The organism is Hydrococcus rivularis NIES-593 (assembly GCF_001904635.1).
Lineage (GTDB): Bacteria > Cyanobacteriota > Cyanobacteriia > Cyanobacteriales > Microcystaceae > Hydrococcus > Hydrococcus rivularis.
Window position 1 is genome coordinate 96743 of record NZ_MRCB01000006.1, and the last position, 13708, is coordinate 110450.

A 13708-nucleotide genomic window follows, 5' to 3' on the forward strand; every position below is an offset into this window, starting at 1 on the left:
ACGCCTACCTTCACAAAGAGTTGGTAGCTCAGGTTTAAAATCAACTAAATCCCTATCAGGGATTGAAACATATTATTACCAACGATTGGGTGTGATGATAGGGGTTTAAAATCAACTAAATCCCTATCAGGGATTGAAACATAACAAACCACTACCGTAGCAGGATTTAATATCCGTTTAAAATCAACTAAATCCCTATCAGGGATTGAAACTCAGATTGATTGACGGTGTAATACAAGCTATCGGGTTTAAAATCAACTAAATCCCTATCAGGGATTGAAACGACGGATATCTGCGCCCTGGACAGGTTTACACAGGGTTTAAAATCAACTAAATCCCTATCAGGGATTGAAACCAGTACTGTTCTGGACAATTCCGATACTTAGTGTGTAGTACGGAGTTTAAAATCAACTAAATCCCTATCAGGGATTGAAACAACGATTTAGTCGCCCAAGAGATCTCTCGTCGCGTTTAAAATCAACTAAATCCCTATCAGGGATTGAAACAATCACTCCCCTATCTTTGATGAATTTGAGCGAGTGTTTAAAATCAACTAAATCCCTATCAGGGATTGAAACGACCATTACCAGGCGCACGTAACCGCCCTTCTCAGTTTAAAATCAACTAAATCCCTATCAGGGATTGAAACCCTAGCTTGGACAACCAGAAAGGAACTCGACTGACGTTTAAAATCAACTAAATCCCTATCAGGGATTGAAACGGTTTAGCTAGCGTCAATTGGTGATACTACTTAGGGTTTAAAATCAACTAAATCCCTATCAGGGATTGAAACGCATTCCCTGAAGTGACTTACATTGAGGAATACAGGTTTAAAATCAACTAAATCCCTATCAGGGATTGAAACAATCAACTCAGTTTTTGGAAGATTGTACTCTCTCAGTAGTTTAAAATCAACTAAATCCCTATCAGGGATTGAAACGCCGCCTTATCAGGCTGCTGATTGCAGTAAATCAATTTGCCTGGGTTGAAAATCCACTAAATCCCTATCAGAGATTGAAACCCAACATGACTGGTCATTTTTAATCCTCAGAAGAGGTCTAACTACGGTAGGGCAGACTGGAAGTCACGCTTGGGGAGAGACTCCCTCTAGTTTAGTTGGAGAAATTCTGCTGGGTTACGGAGACTCGTTGAACCAAGAATCCAACGGTTTTAGCGTAGCGTAACCGTTGGATTGTCAACTTTCTTCTTGTTTAGTCAATCGCTCTAAAATCTCAGCAATTTTGTTTTGCGTCTCCTCTACTTTTTCTAGGCGATCGTAATAATCAGCTTGTGTCTCCCAGAAATTTGCTTGAGAGATTGATAGTCTGGCAACCATCTTATCCATCCGCTTGACCGATTGCGTTAATCCACTAATGTCATCTTTCAATTCGGATAGCGACTCCGTAAATTTAAGTTGAGAATTTTGCAACTCTTGCTGCACAGAAAGCATTTTGTTGAGTACTTCCTGCATTTGCTCTAAGGTCATATAGAGATACCGTGCCCCCGAAGTGATCGCCTTCGATTTACCTTTTATAGTACTCAGCCATACGAGTTATGTCAAGTAGTCAAATACATAAATAGTGAATATAATGAAAGGGTAGAATACCCAAGTAGTTAGTTATGTCGATAGCCGTGAAAAGAGCCAAACGAGTGCGGCTTGAAATAATGCCGTATTGGGATGAAAAAACAATGACAGTTGAAAAAGTAGCCAAAGAGCTAGGAGTAAATCCTAGAACTGTTACAGGACTTAGAAAAGGAACAGAAAAAGGAGACTGGAATACTTTAATTAACTGTTCTCGCTTTTTTAATGTGCCGCTTGAAAAACTTTTAGTTGTTGAAGAAGAAGAATAGATGACCCTAGAAGAAATTCAAAATGCCATAGAAGGGATGCTAGCAGTACAAAAAGAGTTACAAAACTCTCAACTGCGATTTACAGAATCTTTAACAAGTCTCAAAGAAGAATGGAGAAAAGACCGAAAACAAATGTTTGAATGGATGTCTCGATTATCTGCATCGCAAGCTAATTTTTGGGAGGCTCAAGCCGATTACTATCGGAGGCTTGAGGACGTAGAAGACAGACAGGCTACCATGCTTGAGATTTTGAATCGTTTAACTGATAGAAGGGAAAACTAATAATTCGTAATTCGTATTTCTCTTGCACCCATTCAAAAATTGGTTAATCTGGAAAACAAGCGGGCGCAAGAGTTTCCATTATAGAAAAAGAGGATTGTTCGGGAAAGACGGCGATCGCCAGTTTCGTTTCAAATGCTGCATAAAGTCTTTTTCATAGCTCGTAGCGATCGCCTGAATCCTTATATTTTCTGGGTCGTGGCATCTTGGTAGACTAAAAGTAGTAAGCATATCGTTTTATCTAGAAGAGTGCTAATCAGAATTTTATTTGTCCAGGACAATCCAGAACAAGTCAGAGTGTAGATGGCAAAAACTGAGATTATCCAAGGGACATTAAATCTATCTGCTAAGGTTAATGCTGAATATTGAGCCTCTCAGGTATTGAAGCCTAACAAAATATTTTTAAAATCTTGCTCGATTAAAAGGTATCCTATACTTGACGAATAGCTCTTTTAAAGCCGTAGCAATGACTGCGATCGACAAAAATGCCAGCCAAAGCCACGCAGACCCCTTGCAAAAGCGAATTGTTTCCTTTTTGAGAGAACATAGCGAGATTGAGACGATCCTTGCGGTTGTCTTGGGATTATTGGTCACTAGACGTTTTCAGTTACGGGGAGTCAAGGCTGTACTCATCAACCTGCTAATTATCAACCTGATCGGTCAACTGTTAGAACTACTCAAGCAATCCGACTCCGAATCATCTCAAAGAGTACGGGAAGAGAAAGAAAAAACCGCCTTACAAACCGTTGGGAGTTTTGGGCAATACACAATTCTCCATGCCGTTCCCGGACGAATTCGCTTGCGCGTTCCCCAGTTAGCCAAAGATCGCGCTTTCGCCCAACGTTTAGAGGAATTACTCGCTAACGACGAGGATGTTTTGGACGTTCGGATCAATCGCGATGCGGCGTCCGTTGCCATAAAGTATCAAACTGGAGAACTCTCCGAGATCGAGCTAGGCTGGCGTTTGATGAATATTCTCAGTCGGGCTGAATCTGAAGAACGATCGGTTGAAACGGCAGCACATTAAGCAAAAAAAGTGTAGCGCAAGTAAGCAATCGCAGCTGGACTTAATGACCTTCGTCCTCTGGTGCGACATCGGCTCGAAAAGCGCGACAAGTTTTAATCGTCTTCATCTTTTTGCATTTGTTCGGCAGCCATTTCAGCTTTTGCTTCCTCTACAATATCTTCAAGGATTTCTCTCGTTTCGGCGAGCGATTCTTTGGCTTTGTTGTAAAAGAGTACCCCTGTTTTCAGGCTGGCTTTAGCGGCAGGTTTGAGTAAAGGAACCAAGGTAGGAGCGAGAACAACTGCCCCTATTCCGATCGCGATCGCTTTGCCGGGATTGTTCTGACAAAAGACTTTTAACCTGTTAAACATTGACAAAACTTCCTCTCCCATTCATGCTAGGTAAAATTTTAGGCGATTATGCCAGTAAAGGTTAATTTTCCTATCGTCCCTCCGAGTTAAATAGCAACAAGCAAAACTGTTGCGATCGCCAATTGTGCTATCAGATTTTTAGTTGGTAATCTGGGATCGGTCGCGATCTATCTACTATTGAAATACCGATGAATCAGAATCGAGATGAAGCTACCCTAGAAGTCAACGTTCCTCAAGCATGGATCGAACAATTTGAGACATTGGCAAACCAGAGCGGGCGATCGGCAAGCGAACTGGTTCGAGAGGCGCTGGCTCATTACTTAGGCATCTCAGGACAACAGCCTGCCACAAGCTTAGATCGACTCAGCAGCGAGTTAAAAACCTTCAAAGCGGAGTTAGCCGAATTAACCCAAAAAGTTAACGCGCTCTCGGAGAAGTCTTATCTTATAACAACCATGAGCGCTAGATTGACAACTTTAGAAAGGGCGATCGCGCTAGGTAATTCGACACAGACAGCAACGGCAGCGCCCTCTCAGCTCATGGATACGGACGATGATGACTACGATGATGAACCCGATGAGATTCTCACTGACTTTTTAATGGGTTAGAAGTCAAACCAATTCGCAATTGATAATTCACAATTCACAATTGTTAATCGTTTTGGTCAGCTATTATACCAATTTTCAGGTTTTCGCGAGCGACATTCTTCTCCCCTCTCCCAAATAGGGAGANGGGTTGGGGGTGAGGGCGATCGACTATCTGTGTCATTAATGAATGAAAAATGATATTAGTTACGGGAGAACGGTTAGTAGTTAGTGGTTTTTCCTCCCTCCCGTGCCTTCTAATACGATTTCTAAAAAAGAACGCTACAGATGCTCAATGGAAAAACCTTGTACCCAGAGCGGCTGACTAATTGCGAACCGACGCGCACGCGGGAGCGAGCCGTAAGGCAAACGGGAGGAGCATCGATGATAATTGCGAATTGATATAATTTCCGTTCCAACCCAGCCAGAGTACTCTGGCATACAGCCTCTTCCGCATGCGACGGTGCATTCCGCACTTGCGACTTCTGCTCCCCGATCGCCTTATTGATATTTCTGGAGACAAACATCTAAAATGCGGCGATCGTTTTCGCTGATAGTAGAGATCTGATGATAGCCTTCCAACCCTACGGCACGAGGCAGCCGATCGCCGGATGCTACTGGCGATAAGTCTTGCAGGGCAATCTCGTAGGGATAAACGGCGTTATTGTAGGGATCGACAATCGAGAGATGCATTCGATGCGAGTCCACCGTACCGGAAAAACAATTAAACTCCGATCGCGGCAGATAGATGGCACCAATGACTTTACCCTGTTGTACCCGAAAAACGAGATATTCTTGACCGATTTGTTCGGGTTCGGGAGACTGACCATAGAGATAAATTCCGTCAGCTAGCGGCGACTTCTTGCTAGTCGCTTCGGCGAAATACATTTCCGAGATGCGATCGCTTGATGGCTCTCGTTCTAGTTGCTTTTCTTCAAGCGACAAAGCTAGTGTGGGAATCGCCATTATTGTTGCCAGTCCGAGACTTAAAATCGGTGCAATTTTGGATGTAAAAAGTTTGGAACCAAGGGCTTGAAAACTTTGCATCAATAACATAGTTTTATTAACGCTCGCCAACCGAGCTGTTTTGACAATAACGAACCCTTTGGAGCAATATTTTCGCGGACTAAATGACTGGAGACACTTTTCTCGCTCCTGGCAAAGAACTTCCTATTAAAGGACTACAATTTATGGACAAGTCATTCCCGATAAGTTCGGTGGCTTATTTTTTGCTCTCTGCTTTTAACTTGCCCAAAATGATGCCAAATTTCACAAGGATTGGAGTACAATTCTGCCTAAATTTCCTCACACCCTAATTTAATTGTGCAAATAATTGCCAAGCCTTTACCAGTTTTTCTTAAATTCTTAACAACTGGAAAAAAGTCGATAAAAAAAGCGATAGCGCTCGCTCGCTACCGCTTTTTTAAAGCCTATGACCTCAGTCTGATTTTCAGTCTGATTTGATGAAATTAACTAGCAACAATATACTCTCGGACGTTAGAACGCCGCCTGCGCAATTGAGCGAGAGCTTGATGCTCTAGCTGGCGAACTCGTTCGCGGCTGATGTTTAGTCTTTGACCGATTTTCGCTAGCGACAGTTCTTTCCCGTCTTCTAAACCGAAGCGCAAAGAAAGCACTTCTCGCTGTTGAGGGGTCAATTCTGCCATCAAGTTATTCAAGTCTTGCCGCAGCAATTCTTGAGTAATGTAATTGTCGGGAGAAATTCCCTCATCTTCCAAAAGATCGGAGAGTTCTGTATCCTGGTTGTCGCCCACTCGCACGTCTAAGGAAACGGGTTGACGAGCCATGCTCAGATATTCTCGAATTTGAGCGGGTTCTAAGTCTAGCGCTTGGGCAATTTCGCTAGGAGTAGCGCTGCGACCTAATTGCTGTGCCAGTTCTCGCTGCGTTTTCTTGATCTTATTGAGCTTTTCGGTAATGTGAATGGGAAGGCGAATCGTTCTTGCTTGCTGAGCGATCGCTCGCGTAATCGCTTGACGAATCCACCAATAAGCATAAGTAGAAAATTTATAGCCTTTAGTTGGATCGAATTTCTCTACCCCTCTTTCCAACCCTAAGCTGCCTTCCTGAATTAAATCCAGGAACTCCATGTTACGCTTCTGATATTTTTTGGCGATCGCGACGACTAAACGCAAATTAGCCTCAATCATTTTGCGCTTGGCTCGATTTCCCTGTGCTATCGCTCGATTAAGTTCATCTTCACCGAGCTGGACATAATTCGCCCACTCTGTTAGACTTGGCTCGTGTCCAAGTTTATTTGCTAGTTCTTCTTTCTTTTCCAACAGGGTCATCATTCTCTGTACCTGCTTGCCATAGACAATTTCTTGCTCGTGGGTCAGCAGAGGTACCCGCCCAATTTCGTGCAGATAAGTACGCACCATATCTGCTGAGAAAACAGGCTGTTGTTTATTTGAGTTAACTTTAGCAGTGGGCATTTTGTACAGTTATGACTCCTTGAAAGCTACAGAAAGTCTCGATTGACTTAATTCCTTGATGAAATTCGTTCTGTTCGTTCGCTAGGACCTAGAGAAGACTTTCTAGATCGAAGTCACTATGACTTCGTGTTTCTTCCATTTTAGCTCACCAGTTTAGACGATGGCAGATCTAGAAAAGTTCATCGTTGGGTTTTTACATCGACTTAGCATTAGTGACTCTCTTCTCAAGGTTTGACTGGCGAAATTCCATTTAAATTAGTATCAATTCATGCCAATCTATTCTCATGATGACTTAAAAATGATTAGAATGGAAGATTAGATTTTGGAGGGATCGCCGAACCAGTAGGGGAGGGTTTCCAAGAAAGGAGAAAGTGTCGCTCGAACCCGTCTGTGAGCGATAACTATCGAGACTGGTAAATATATCATAGGAAAATCGATTGTTTTTAAATTCCTCCTATAGGTAGAAGGTAAGACAATTGTGGTGCGATCGCGTAGCAAAGAAGAAATGACGCACACAACCACCGACTGCTCGCTCTAAAGAATTGTTGTATTATCGTAAGAACAATTGCGAAAGCTCAAGAGAATTTTACAGAGGATTGTAATTATGCCCTATACAGAAGAAGATGGCGGACGGTTGAATAACTTTGCGGTAGAACCGAAAGTTTATCAAGCCTCGCCACCAACGAAAACCGAACAGCGCAATTACATCATTTTGGGAGTTATCGCTGCTTTGCTGGTAGGCGGATTAATAACTGTTGCAGTTTATGCCTCGAAAGTTGGCTAATGCCAAAAGAAAATTATTTGATGAGTGATGGGGATCGATAAAACTTTACCGTTCATCATTCATCATTTCTTGCTCCTGTTGTTCCTCAGTGTCTTCTCGATCTTCATTGCTTTCCCGTTCTTGGGTGCCTCGAATATCTTCAAGAGTTTTCAGCGCTTTTTTGGATTCTTCTGGTTTGTTCTGTTCGTCAAACAGTTTTACCGCCTGTTCTATATCGGCGATCGCTTCTTCTTCATTGCCTAGTTTAGAATTAACAATACCGCGCTGATAGAAAGCATCAGCCAAGCTCTCGTCCAAACGAATGCTTTCGGTATAATCGTCTAAGGCTTTTTGATATTTCTCCAGGGCGCTATAAGCCAAGGCTCGTTTATAATAAGCATTAGCGCTATCATCCTTAAGACGAATGGCTTCGGTGTAATCCTCGATCGCTTCTTCGTGCTTGTCGAGAGCGTCTTGGGCATCGCCTCGATAGATATAAAAATCAGCCAGTTTGGGTTCGAGTTCGATTGCCTTAGTGCAATCTGAAACTGCATCGTCGTAGCGTTTCATCAGGTAGAAGGCATAGCAGCGATTGCCGTAAGCATAAGCATAGTCGGGATTAAGTTCGATGGCTTTGCCATAATCATCTATAGCAGGTTGATAATTTCCTAAAGCATGATAAGCATAGGCACGATTGTAGTAAGAATCGGGATCTTCGGGGTTTAACTCGATAGCGCGAGTAAAATCTGCGATCGCGCCTTGAAAATCGCCTGCTTCTATCTTATCTACCCCTTGGTTGTACCAGTCTACCGCACTCATCTCTTTTTGTTCGGGTTCTTCTCGTTCCCCTTCCTCGGATTCTTGTGATTGTTGGGTTAATTGGGCAATTGGAAATGGGGTTAACAGAGAAGATCGAGCATAAGCTGCCGTATTAACTGCGGAAATTCCAGCAATCAGTGTCAAAATCCTAAACAATTGTCTGCCGTACTTCATCACTACTCCTCATTTTCTCTGTAAATATGAATTTGACAAACTTTACCTGTTAAGAATAACAGTCAAGGCGTTGGGTAACTCCTCTGACCTCGACAATAAATATGGGAAAATAAAACAGCCACAATGGAATCAAAAAATGTTTAAATCGCTAATTGTTACTCTACTATTTATAGCCACTCTAACGCTCTCTGGTTGTTCGGTCGGGATTAGTAATTTACAACACTACGCCAACGCCGCCAAAGGCTATGAGTTTTTCTATCCCAATGGCTGGATTGAGGTTAATGTCCAAAATAGGTCTGAAGGAGTCGATGTCGTTTTTCGCGATCTCATTCAACGCACAGAAAATTTAAGCGTCATTATCAGCAGCGTTCCAGAAAACAAAACCCTCACCGACTTAGGAACGCCGACAGATGTCGGATATCGCTTCCTCAAACAGGTCAACAACAACCCCGATGCCAATCGAGAAGCAGAATTAATTAAAGCAGAAGCTCGCGAATCGAACGGAAAGACTTACTATACCCTAGAATATCAAGTCAAACTGCCCGATAATCAGGAACGGCACGATATCGCCAGCGTCGCCGTCAGTCGCGGCAAACTCTATACCTTCAATCTTTCCACAGATCAAAAGCGTTGGGAAAAAGTTAAGAACCTCTTTGAAACCGTCGTCAACTCTTTTTCTATTTATTAATTAGTTAATGGTTAGTGGTTAGTCGTTAATTGTCTCCCCATCTCCCCATCTCCCTCATCACAATTAAATTATGGAACTACCCATGTTTGTACTAGCTTCCGCTTCTCCTGCCCGCCGCAAGCTTTTACAGACGGTGGGAATAGAACCAATAGTCCGTCATAGCAACTTTGACGAATCGCGAGTTCAAAGCGACGATCCCATCGCGTTAGTACAAATCCTGGCACAATGCAAAGCAGAAACGGTTGCCAGTCAGTTTAGCGATGCGTTGATTTTGGGGTGCGATTCAGTGTTAGCAGTCAACGACGAGATTTATGGCAAACCAGACTCGTCAGAAGAAGCGATCGCGCGTTGGCAAAAAATGCGTGGCAATCAAGGTATCCTTTATACGGGTCACGCTCTCACCGACCAAAGGTATAATAAACAATTGATACGCTGCGGAATTACTAAAGTTTACTTTGCCAATATTAGCGATGCTGTAATTGAAGACTATGTTGCCAGTGGCGAACCTCTCAAATGTGCTGGCTGTTTTGCGCTAGAGGGAAAAGGTGGATTGTTTGTCGAAAAGTTGGAAGGTTGTCACAGCAATGTCATTGGGTTAAGTCTTCCTTTATTGCGTCAAATGTTAGCCGAGTTAGGTTATTGTGTAACCAATTTTTGGAAATGAGAATTACTGAAAATCGATCCCAAACGTGCGATCGCATCCTTCAAATCGTGTATAACGACTGATGTAGGTTCGCTCTTGAGGAGTTAAACTCGAACAAGAAAGAAAAGTTAATTCCCTCGAACATACATGGTAGCTAGAGAATTATTTACCGTTGGGCACTCTAATCATAGTATTGAATCATTTTTGGCGTTACTAAAAAAACATGAAATTACTGCCTTAGCTGACGTGCGATCGCACCCTTACAGTCGTTATTTACCCCATTTCAATAAAGCTACACTCCAACAAGCATTAGAAAAAGAAAATATTTATTATGTATTTTTAGGAAAAGAACTCGGTGCTAGACCGGATAATCCTGCCTGTTATATAGAGGGCAAAGCAGTATATGAAAAGATTGCTAGTACCACTTTATTTTCTGAAGGAGTCGATCGGGTTTTGAAAGGAGTTCAAAAGCATAAAATCGCTCTTATGTGTGCAGAAAAAGATCCACTGACTTGTCACCGTGCCATTCTAGTTTGTCAGCATTTGAAAAATTTTGATTTAGAAATTAAACACATCCTCAAAAATGGAGAGTTAGAATCTCATCATCACCTTGAAGAGAGAATGCTGGCTAAACATGGTTTTACACAAATGACCGATAGACAACAACCAATTCAGTTATCTTTGTTTGACTCTGAATCTTCACCAAAACCTTCTAACAACCTCTTAACAAGAGAAGAAGGTTTAAAAAAAGCCTATCAATGGCAAGGTGATGAAATTGCTTATGTAGAAAAAGTTGGAGATGGGCATGAATAACCCAATTAATCTTTTTACCATTGGTTTTACCCAAAAAAGTGCTGAAAAATTTTTTGAGACTTTAATACAAGCAAAAGTAAAGCGAGTTATAGACACAAGACTTAATAACATTTCTCAATTGGCTGGGTTCGCCAAAAAAGCCGATTTAGAATATTTTTTACAAAAAATTGGCAAGATTGATTATGTGCATCTCCTCGATTTAGCTCCAACTCAAGACATATTAGATGAATACAAAAAGAAAAAAGGTGACTGGAAAATTTATGAGCAAAAGTTTTTGAAGTTAATAAGCGATCGCAAAATTGAAAAAAAAGTTTCACCAGAACTTTTAGATAGTGCTTGTCTATTATGTAGCGAAGCGAAACCTCACTACTGTCATCGTCGCTTAGTTGCTGAATATTTAAACGATCGATGGGGAAACGTCAAAGTCTTTCATTTGTAGCCATCAGCTTTACAAAAGAAAAATTGTAATTTTAATATTTTCAACTGTTATTTTGAAAAGACACTCGGGAATTCTAAGACTGTAGCCAACTGTAATTAAAAGTGGTCAGTCAAATTGTATGTCATCCGTAACCCGAATTATCTGTCTAGCTAATTCCCGGAAATACAAAGAGCGTTGCATTGCTGGTATTAATCCAAAAACAGGTCAATGGATTCGTCCTATTTCTAGAAATAATCCAAACAATGGCGGTGTTCCTGAAAGTGTTCGCTTGATTGAGGGAAATGAACCAGCGCTTTTAGAGCTTTTAGAAATTCCCTTAGAAAATGAAGGAGCAGATTTTGGTTTTGCCTTGGAAAATCAATGGATTGTTCCTGGTGTATGGCGCAAAGTAGGCAAAGTCAAACCATCCGATGTAATTCGTTATTGTATTAATTATCCGTATATTCTTCATAATCCTTATAAGTATGTCTCAGTTCCTTTTATTCAAAAAATGCCTAAGCAAGAGAGACGAACTTTGCAATTAGTTTATGCGAGAAAATTATTACTAAAAGCTGAATCAAATACTAAAGGTGGTATTACTTGGAAAGGGACGATAAAAACAGCGAACGGACAATACTTAAGCGATATTCCCATCACCGATCCTGAATTAGAAAAAAAACTGACATCTGGATCTCAACCTCAAGATGCTTGTTTAGTCACTGTTAGCTTAGGTCTACCCCATAAACCTCACGATCGCTGGGAAGGTGACGATCCTTGTTGGAAGTTAATTGCAAGGGTAATAGAACTAACTGAAGCTGACCAAATCTTAGCAGAAATGCAGCGATTAAATTGGAGCATCGATCGCGGACGGGAATATTTATGGCGAAACTTTAAGGTGCGATCGCGTTCCGAACTCTCTTCAACTGAATTAACATCTTTCCTTAACTATCTTAAATCCCTTCCCCAGCCCTGATTGGCTATCATGAGGCTGAGATGCTTCCAATAGAGGTCAGGCGTATGCAAACTTCCCCACTTACTTGCCTCAACTATATCGACGGTCAATGGATACCCGCGCAAACCAAAGACACCGCAGAAAGTCGCAATCCTGCCGATTGGCGAGAGCTGGTCGCTACCTTTCCCCGCTCTACCGATAGCGATGTCGATGCAGCGGTGGATGCTGCCCGTCGCGCCTATAAAACCTGGCGCTTAGTTCCCGCACCAGCGAGGGCAGAATTAATCCATCGCGCGGGAGAACTATTATCGCACAAAAAAGAAGAAATCGCCTATCTGATGTCTCGCGAGATGGGCAAACCGTTGTCTGAGACGCGAGGAGACGTACAAGAGGGAATTGATTGCGCTTTTTACTACGCTGGCGAAGGTCGCCGCTTGTTCGGGGTGACAACGCCGTCGGAACTCAACAACAAGTTTGCCATGTCGGTGCGGATGCCAGTCGGCGTTTGCGCTTTGATTACGCCTTGGAACTTTCCCATAGCGATTCCCTGTTGGAAGGTGATGCCTGCGCTGGTTTGCGGCAATACTATCATCCTCAAACCAGCAAAGGATACGCCTGCTTGCGCCACTCTCTTAGTGGAAATTTTCCACGAGGCAGGTTTTCCACCTGGAGTCGTTAACCTAGTACACGGTTCTGGCGGAGAAGTCGGTCGAGCATTGGTAAACCATCCAGGGATTGATTTAATTTCCTTTACGGGTTCTTCTAAATCGGGTGCGGAAGTTGGAGAGATTTGCGGGCGTACTCACAAGCGCGTCTGTCTGGAAATGGGCGGCAAGAATGCCCAAGTCGTCATGGAAGATGCGGATTTAGAATTAGCACTTGAAGGGGCGCTTTGGGGAGCTTTTGGCACGACCGGACAGCGGTGTACTGCGACCAGTCGCTTGATTTTGCACCGCGAAATCAAAGCCAAGTTTACCGATATGCTGTTGGAGAAAACAGCTAAACTGCGCTTAGGTCACGGCATCGAACCGAAAACGGATGTAGGTCCCTTAATTAATTCGTCACAACGAGAACGGGTTAGACGATATATAGAAATCGCTCGCGAGGAAGGAGCAAGGGTGTTAATCGGGGGAGACATTGGTAAAGAGGAAGAACTGCAATACGGTTATTTCTTCCAACCAACCATATTGGATGAAGTTACTCCTCAGATGCGAGTTGCTCGCGAAGAGATTTTTGGTCCGGTGGTATCTTTGATAGAAGTGAATTCGTTTGAGGAAGCGATCGCAGTTCTCAACGATACGCCTTACGGGTTGTCTTCTTCAGTTTATACTCGCGACGTGAACCGAGCTTTTCAGGCAATGCGGGATATTGAAGCTGGCATTACTTACATCAATGGTCCCACTATTGGCGCAGAAGTCCATCTTCCTTTTGGTGGCGTGAAGCAAACGGGCAACGGTCATCGCGAAGCGGGCAGTGCGGTGCTTGATGTCTTTACCGAATGGAAGACGGTTTATGTCGATTTTTCCGGTCGCTTGCAACGCGCTCAGATCGACAATCGGTAGTTATGGTAGTCGTTATTGGATAGTAGATAGGAGGGATTTCGATGCCATAACAAGAGGCAAGCAATAGTTCTCGAATGGTCTTAAATACTCTAAGTTGCATTTTCTCAAGTTCTAGGTAAACTGTCTTTTATGTAAGAGTTGTTGTAAAAGATATGTTAGATTTTGAGAAGTTAAAGCAACGGATTTCAGTATTGGATATCAAATACACTACTTATCTCTCGATCGCGAAAAACACTTGAAATTAATTAATTTTGAGAGTTGGCTAAAAGAAGATAAAAACTCTAACTTTATTGCTATTCCCAAGGAAAAATCTTTAATGGTCTTGTCAT

At 42.5% G+C, this 13708-nt stretch carries 16 protein-coding genes and 1 CRISPR repeat array (1 of these 17 only partly in view); of the genes, 11 read left to right on the plus strand and 5 right to left on the minus strand.

The genetic code is table 11. The annotated features are described in order from the left end of the window. Positions 1 to 1021: a CRISPR direct-repeat array (repeat unit 37 nt; unit sequence GTTTAAAATCAACTAAATCCCTATCAGGGATTGAAAC); it begins 487 nt to the left of the window's first position. A 174-nt stretch (positions 1022 to 1195) separates the two neighbouring features. After that, entirely contained in the window at positions 1196 to 1486 is a 291-nt protein-coding gene (locus NIES593_RS07405; protein WP_073598971.1) for a hypothetical protein, read from the minus strand. A gap of 203 nt (positions 1487 to 1689) precedes the next feature. Between NIES593_RS07405 and NIES593_RS07410 the strand changes: the two genes are divergently transcribed. The 3 genes from NIES593_RS07410 (at position 1690) to NIES593_RS07420 (ending at position 3157) form a co-directional block, all read left to right on the plus strand. Continuing rightward, entirely contained in the window at positions 1690 to 1851 is a 162-nt protein-coding gene (locus NIES593_RS07410) for a helix-turn-helix domain-containing protein (protein WP_139253652.1), read from the plus strand. After that, a complete protein-coding gene (locus NIES593_RS07415; protein ID WP_073598973.1) occupies positions 1852 to 2133 on the plus strand; it encodes a hypothetical protein in 282 nt (93 codons plus the stop codon). Between the two features lie 463 nt (positions 2134 to 2596). Further along, on the plus strand, positions 2597 to 3157 hold the full coding sequence (locus NIES593_RS07420) for an HMA2 domain-containing protein (RefSeq protein WP_073598974.1): 561 nt from the start codon (positions 2597 to 2599) through the stop codon (positions 3155 to 3157). A 92-nt stretch (positions 3158 to 3249) separates the two neighbouring features. On the opposite strand, the gene NIES593_RS07425 is transcribed toward NIES593_RS07420, so the two are convergent. Continuing rightward, the gene (locus NIES593_RS07425; protein ID WP_073599044.1) at positions 3250 to 3507 is read right to left on the minus strand and encodes a DUF5132 domain-containing protein; all 258 of its coding nucleotides are present in this window, start codon (positions 3505 to 3507) and stop codon (positions 3250 to 3252) included. Between the two features lie 188 nt (positions 3508 to 3695). Here NIES593_RS07425 and NIES593_RS07430 point away from each other — a divergent pair, with 188 nt between their 5' ends. Continuing rightward, the gene (locus NIES593_RS07430; protein ID WP_073598975.1) at positions 3696 to 4115 is read left to right on the plus strand and encodes a ribbon-helix-helix domain-containing protein; all 420 of its coding nucleotides are present in this window, start codon (positions 3696 to 3698) and stop codon (positions 4113 to 4115) included. Between the two features lie 477 nt (positions 4116 to 4592). Here NIES593_RS07430 and NIES593_RS07435 read toward each other — a convergent pair whose 3' ends face one another. After that, positions 4593 to 5147, minus strand: a complete 555-nt coding sequence (locus NIES593_RS07435) for a hypothetical protein (protein ID WP_073598976.1) — start codon at positions 5145 to 5147, stop codon at positions 4593 to 4595. A 413-nt stretch (positions 5148 to 5560) separates the two neighbouring features. Further along, positions 5561 to 6547: an RNA polymerase sigma factor, RpoD/SigA family gene (locus NIES593_RS07445; protein ID WP_073598978.1), complete on the minus strand. Its 987-nt coding sequence runs from the start codon at positions 6545 to 6547 to the stop codon at positions 5561 to 5563. Between the two features lie 604 nt (positions 6548 to 7151). On the opposite strand from NIES593_RS07445, the gene psb34 reads away from it, so the two are divergent. Next, positions 7152 to 7331: a photosystem II assembly protein Psb34 gene (gene psb34, locus NIES593_RS07450; RefSeq protein ID WP_073598979.1), complete on the plus strand. Its 180-nt coding sequence runs from the start codon at positions 7152 to 7154 to the stop codon at positions 7329 to 7331. A gap of 45 nt (positions 7332 to 7376) precedes the next feature. Here the strand turns inward: psb34 and NIES593_RS07455 are convergent, their stop codons facing one another. After that, complete coding sequence (locus NIES593_RS07455; protein WP_073598980.1) at positions 7377 to 8303, minus strand: tetratricopeptide repeat protein; 927 nt, start codon at positions 8301 to 8303, stop codon at positions 7377 to 7379. A gap of 136 nt (positions 8304 to 8439) precedes the next feature. On the opposite strand from NIES593_RS07455, the gene psbP reads away from it, so the two are divergent. From psbP to NIES593_RS07485, 6 genes are all read left to right on the plus strand, one after another. Then, positions 8440 to 8991 carry a photosystem II reaction center PsbP gene (gene psbP / locus NIES593_RS07460; protein ID WP_073598981.1) on the plus strand — a complete coding sequence of 184 codons (552 nt, stop codon included), beginning with the start codon at positions 8440 to 8442 and terminating at the stop codon, positions 8989 to 8991. A gap of 70 nt (positions 8992 to 9061) precedes the next feature. Next, positions 9062 to 9655, plus strand: a complete 594-nt coding sequence (locus tag NIES593_RS07465; RefSeq protein ID WP_073598982.1) for a Maf family protein — start codon at positions 9062 to 9064, stop codon at positions 9653 to 9655. A 126-nt stretch (positions 9656 to 9781) separates the two neighbouring features. After that, entirely contained in the window at positions 9782 to 10447 is a 666-nt protein-coding gene (locus NIES593_RS07470) for a DUF488 domain-containing protein (protein ID WP_073598983.1), read from the plus strand. Next, positions 10440 to 10886: a DUF488 domain-containing protein gene (locus NIES593_RS07475; protein ID WP_073598984.1), complete on the plus strand. Its 447-nt coding sequence runs from the start codon at positions 10440 to 10442 to the stop codon at positions 10884 to 10886. Before NIES593_RS07470 ends, NIES593_RS07475 begins: the two co-directional genes overlap by 8 nt. A 118-nt stretch (positions 10887 to 11004) precedes the next feature. Then, positions 11005 to 11838, plus strand: coding sequence for a dual OB domain-containing protein (locus NIES593_RS07480; RefSeq protein ID WP_073598985.1), 834 nt, complete (start codon positions 11005 to 11007; stop codon positions 11836 to 11838). Positions 11839 to 11882: 44 nt separating this feature from the next. Next, the gene (locus NIES593_RS07485) at positions 11883 to 13379 is read left to right on the plus strand and encodes an aldehyde dehydrogenase family protein (protein ID WP_073598986.1); all 1497 of its coding nucleotides are present in this window, start codon (positions 11883 to 11885) and stop codon (positions 13377 to 13379) included. Positions 13380 to 13708 lie beyond the last annotated feature (329 nt).

What these genes read in the sequence shown, in the direction of transcription:
- NIES593_RS07405 (WP_073598971.1), bottom strand. Translation starts at nt 1,486, where the DNA reads ATGACCTTAGAGCAAATGCAGGAAGTACTCAACAAAATGCTTTCTGTG.
- NIES593_RS07415 (WP_073598973.1), top strand. Translation starts at nt 1,852, where the DNA reads ATGACCCTAGAAGAAATTCAAAATGCCATAGAAGGGATGCTAGCAGTA.
- NIES593_RS07425 (WP_073599044.1), bottom strand. Translation starts at nt 3,507, where the DNA reads ATGTTTAACAGGTTAAAAGTCTTTTGTCAGAACAATCCCGGCAAAGCG.
- NIES593_RS07485 (WP_073598986.1), top strand. Translation starts at nt 11,883, where the DNA reads ATGCAAACTTCCCCACTTACTTGCCTCAACTATATCGACGGTCAATGG.
- psbP (WP_073598981.1), top strand. Translation starts at nt 8,440, where the DNA reads ATGTTTAAATCGCTAATTGTTACTCTACTATTTATAGCCACTCTAACG.
- NIES593_RS07475 (WP_073598984.1), top strand. Translation starts at nt 10,440, where the DNA reads ATGAATAACCCAATTAATCTTTTTACCATTGGTTTTACCCAAAAAAGT.
- NIES593_RS07410 (WP_139253652.1), top strand. Translation starts at nt 1,690, where the DNA reads ATGACAGTTGAAAAAGTAGCCAAAGAGCTAGGAGTAAATCCTAGAACT.
- NIES593_RS07465 (WP_073598982.1), top strand. Translation starts at nt 9,062, where the DNA reads ATGGAACTACCCATGTTTGTACTAGCTTCCGCTTCTCCTGCCCGCCGC.
- NIES593_RS07435 (WP_073598976.1), bottom strand. Translation starts at nt 5,147, where the DNA reads ATGTTATTGATGCAAAGTTTTCAAGCCCTTGGTTCCAAACTTTTTACA.
- NIES593_RS07420 (WP_073598974.1), top strand. Translation starts at nt 2,597, where the DNA reads ATGACTGCGATCGACAAAAATGCCAGCCAAAGCCACGCAGACCCCTTG.
- psb34 (WP_073598979.1), top strand. Translation starts at nt 7,152, where the DNA reads ATGCCCTATACAGAAGAAGATGGCGGACGGTTGAATAACTTTGCGGTA.
- NIES593_RS07445 (WP_073598978.1), bottom strand. Translation starts at nt 6,547, where the DNA reads ATGCCCACTGCTAAAGTTAACTCAAATAAACAACAGCCTGTTTTCTCA.
- NIES593_RS07455 (WP_073598980.1), bottom strand. Translation starts at nt 8,303, where the DNA reads ATGAAGTACGGCAGACAATTGTTTAGGATTTTGACACTGATTGCTGGA.
- NIES593_RS07430 (WP_073598975.1), top strand. Translation starts at nt 3,696, where the DNA reads ATGAATCAGAATCGAGATGAAGCTACCCTAGAAGTCAACGTTCCTCAA.
- NIES593_RS07470 (WP_073598983.1), top strand. Translation starts at nt 9,782, where the DNA reads ATGGTAGCTAGAGAATTATTTACCGTTGGGCACTCTAATCATAGTATT.
- NIES593_RS07480 (WP_073598985.1), top strand. Translation starts at nt 11,005, where the DNA reads ATGTCATCCGTAACCCGAATTATCTGTCTAGCTAATTCCCGGAAATAC.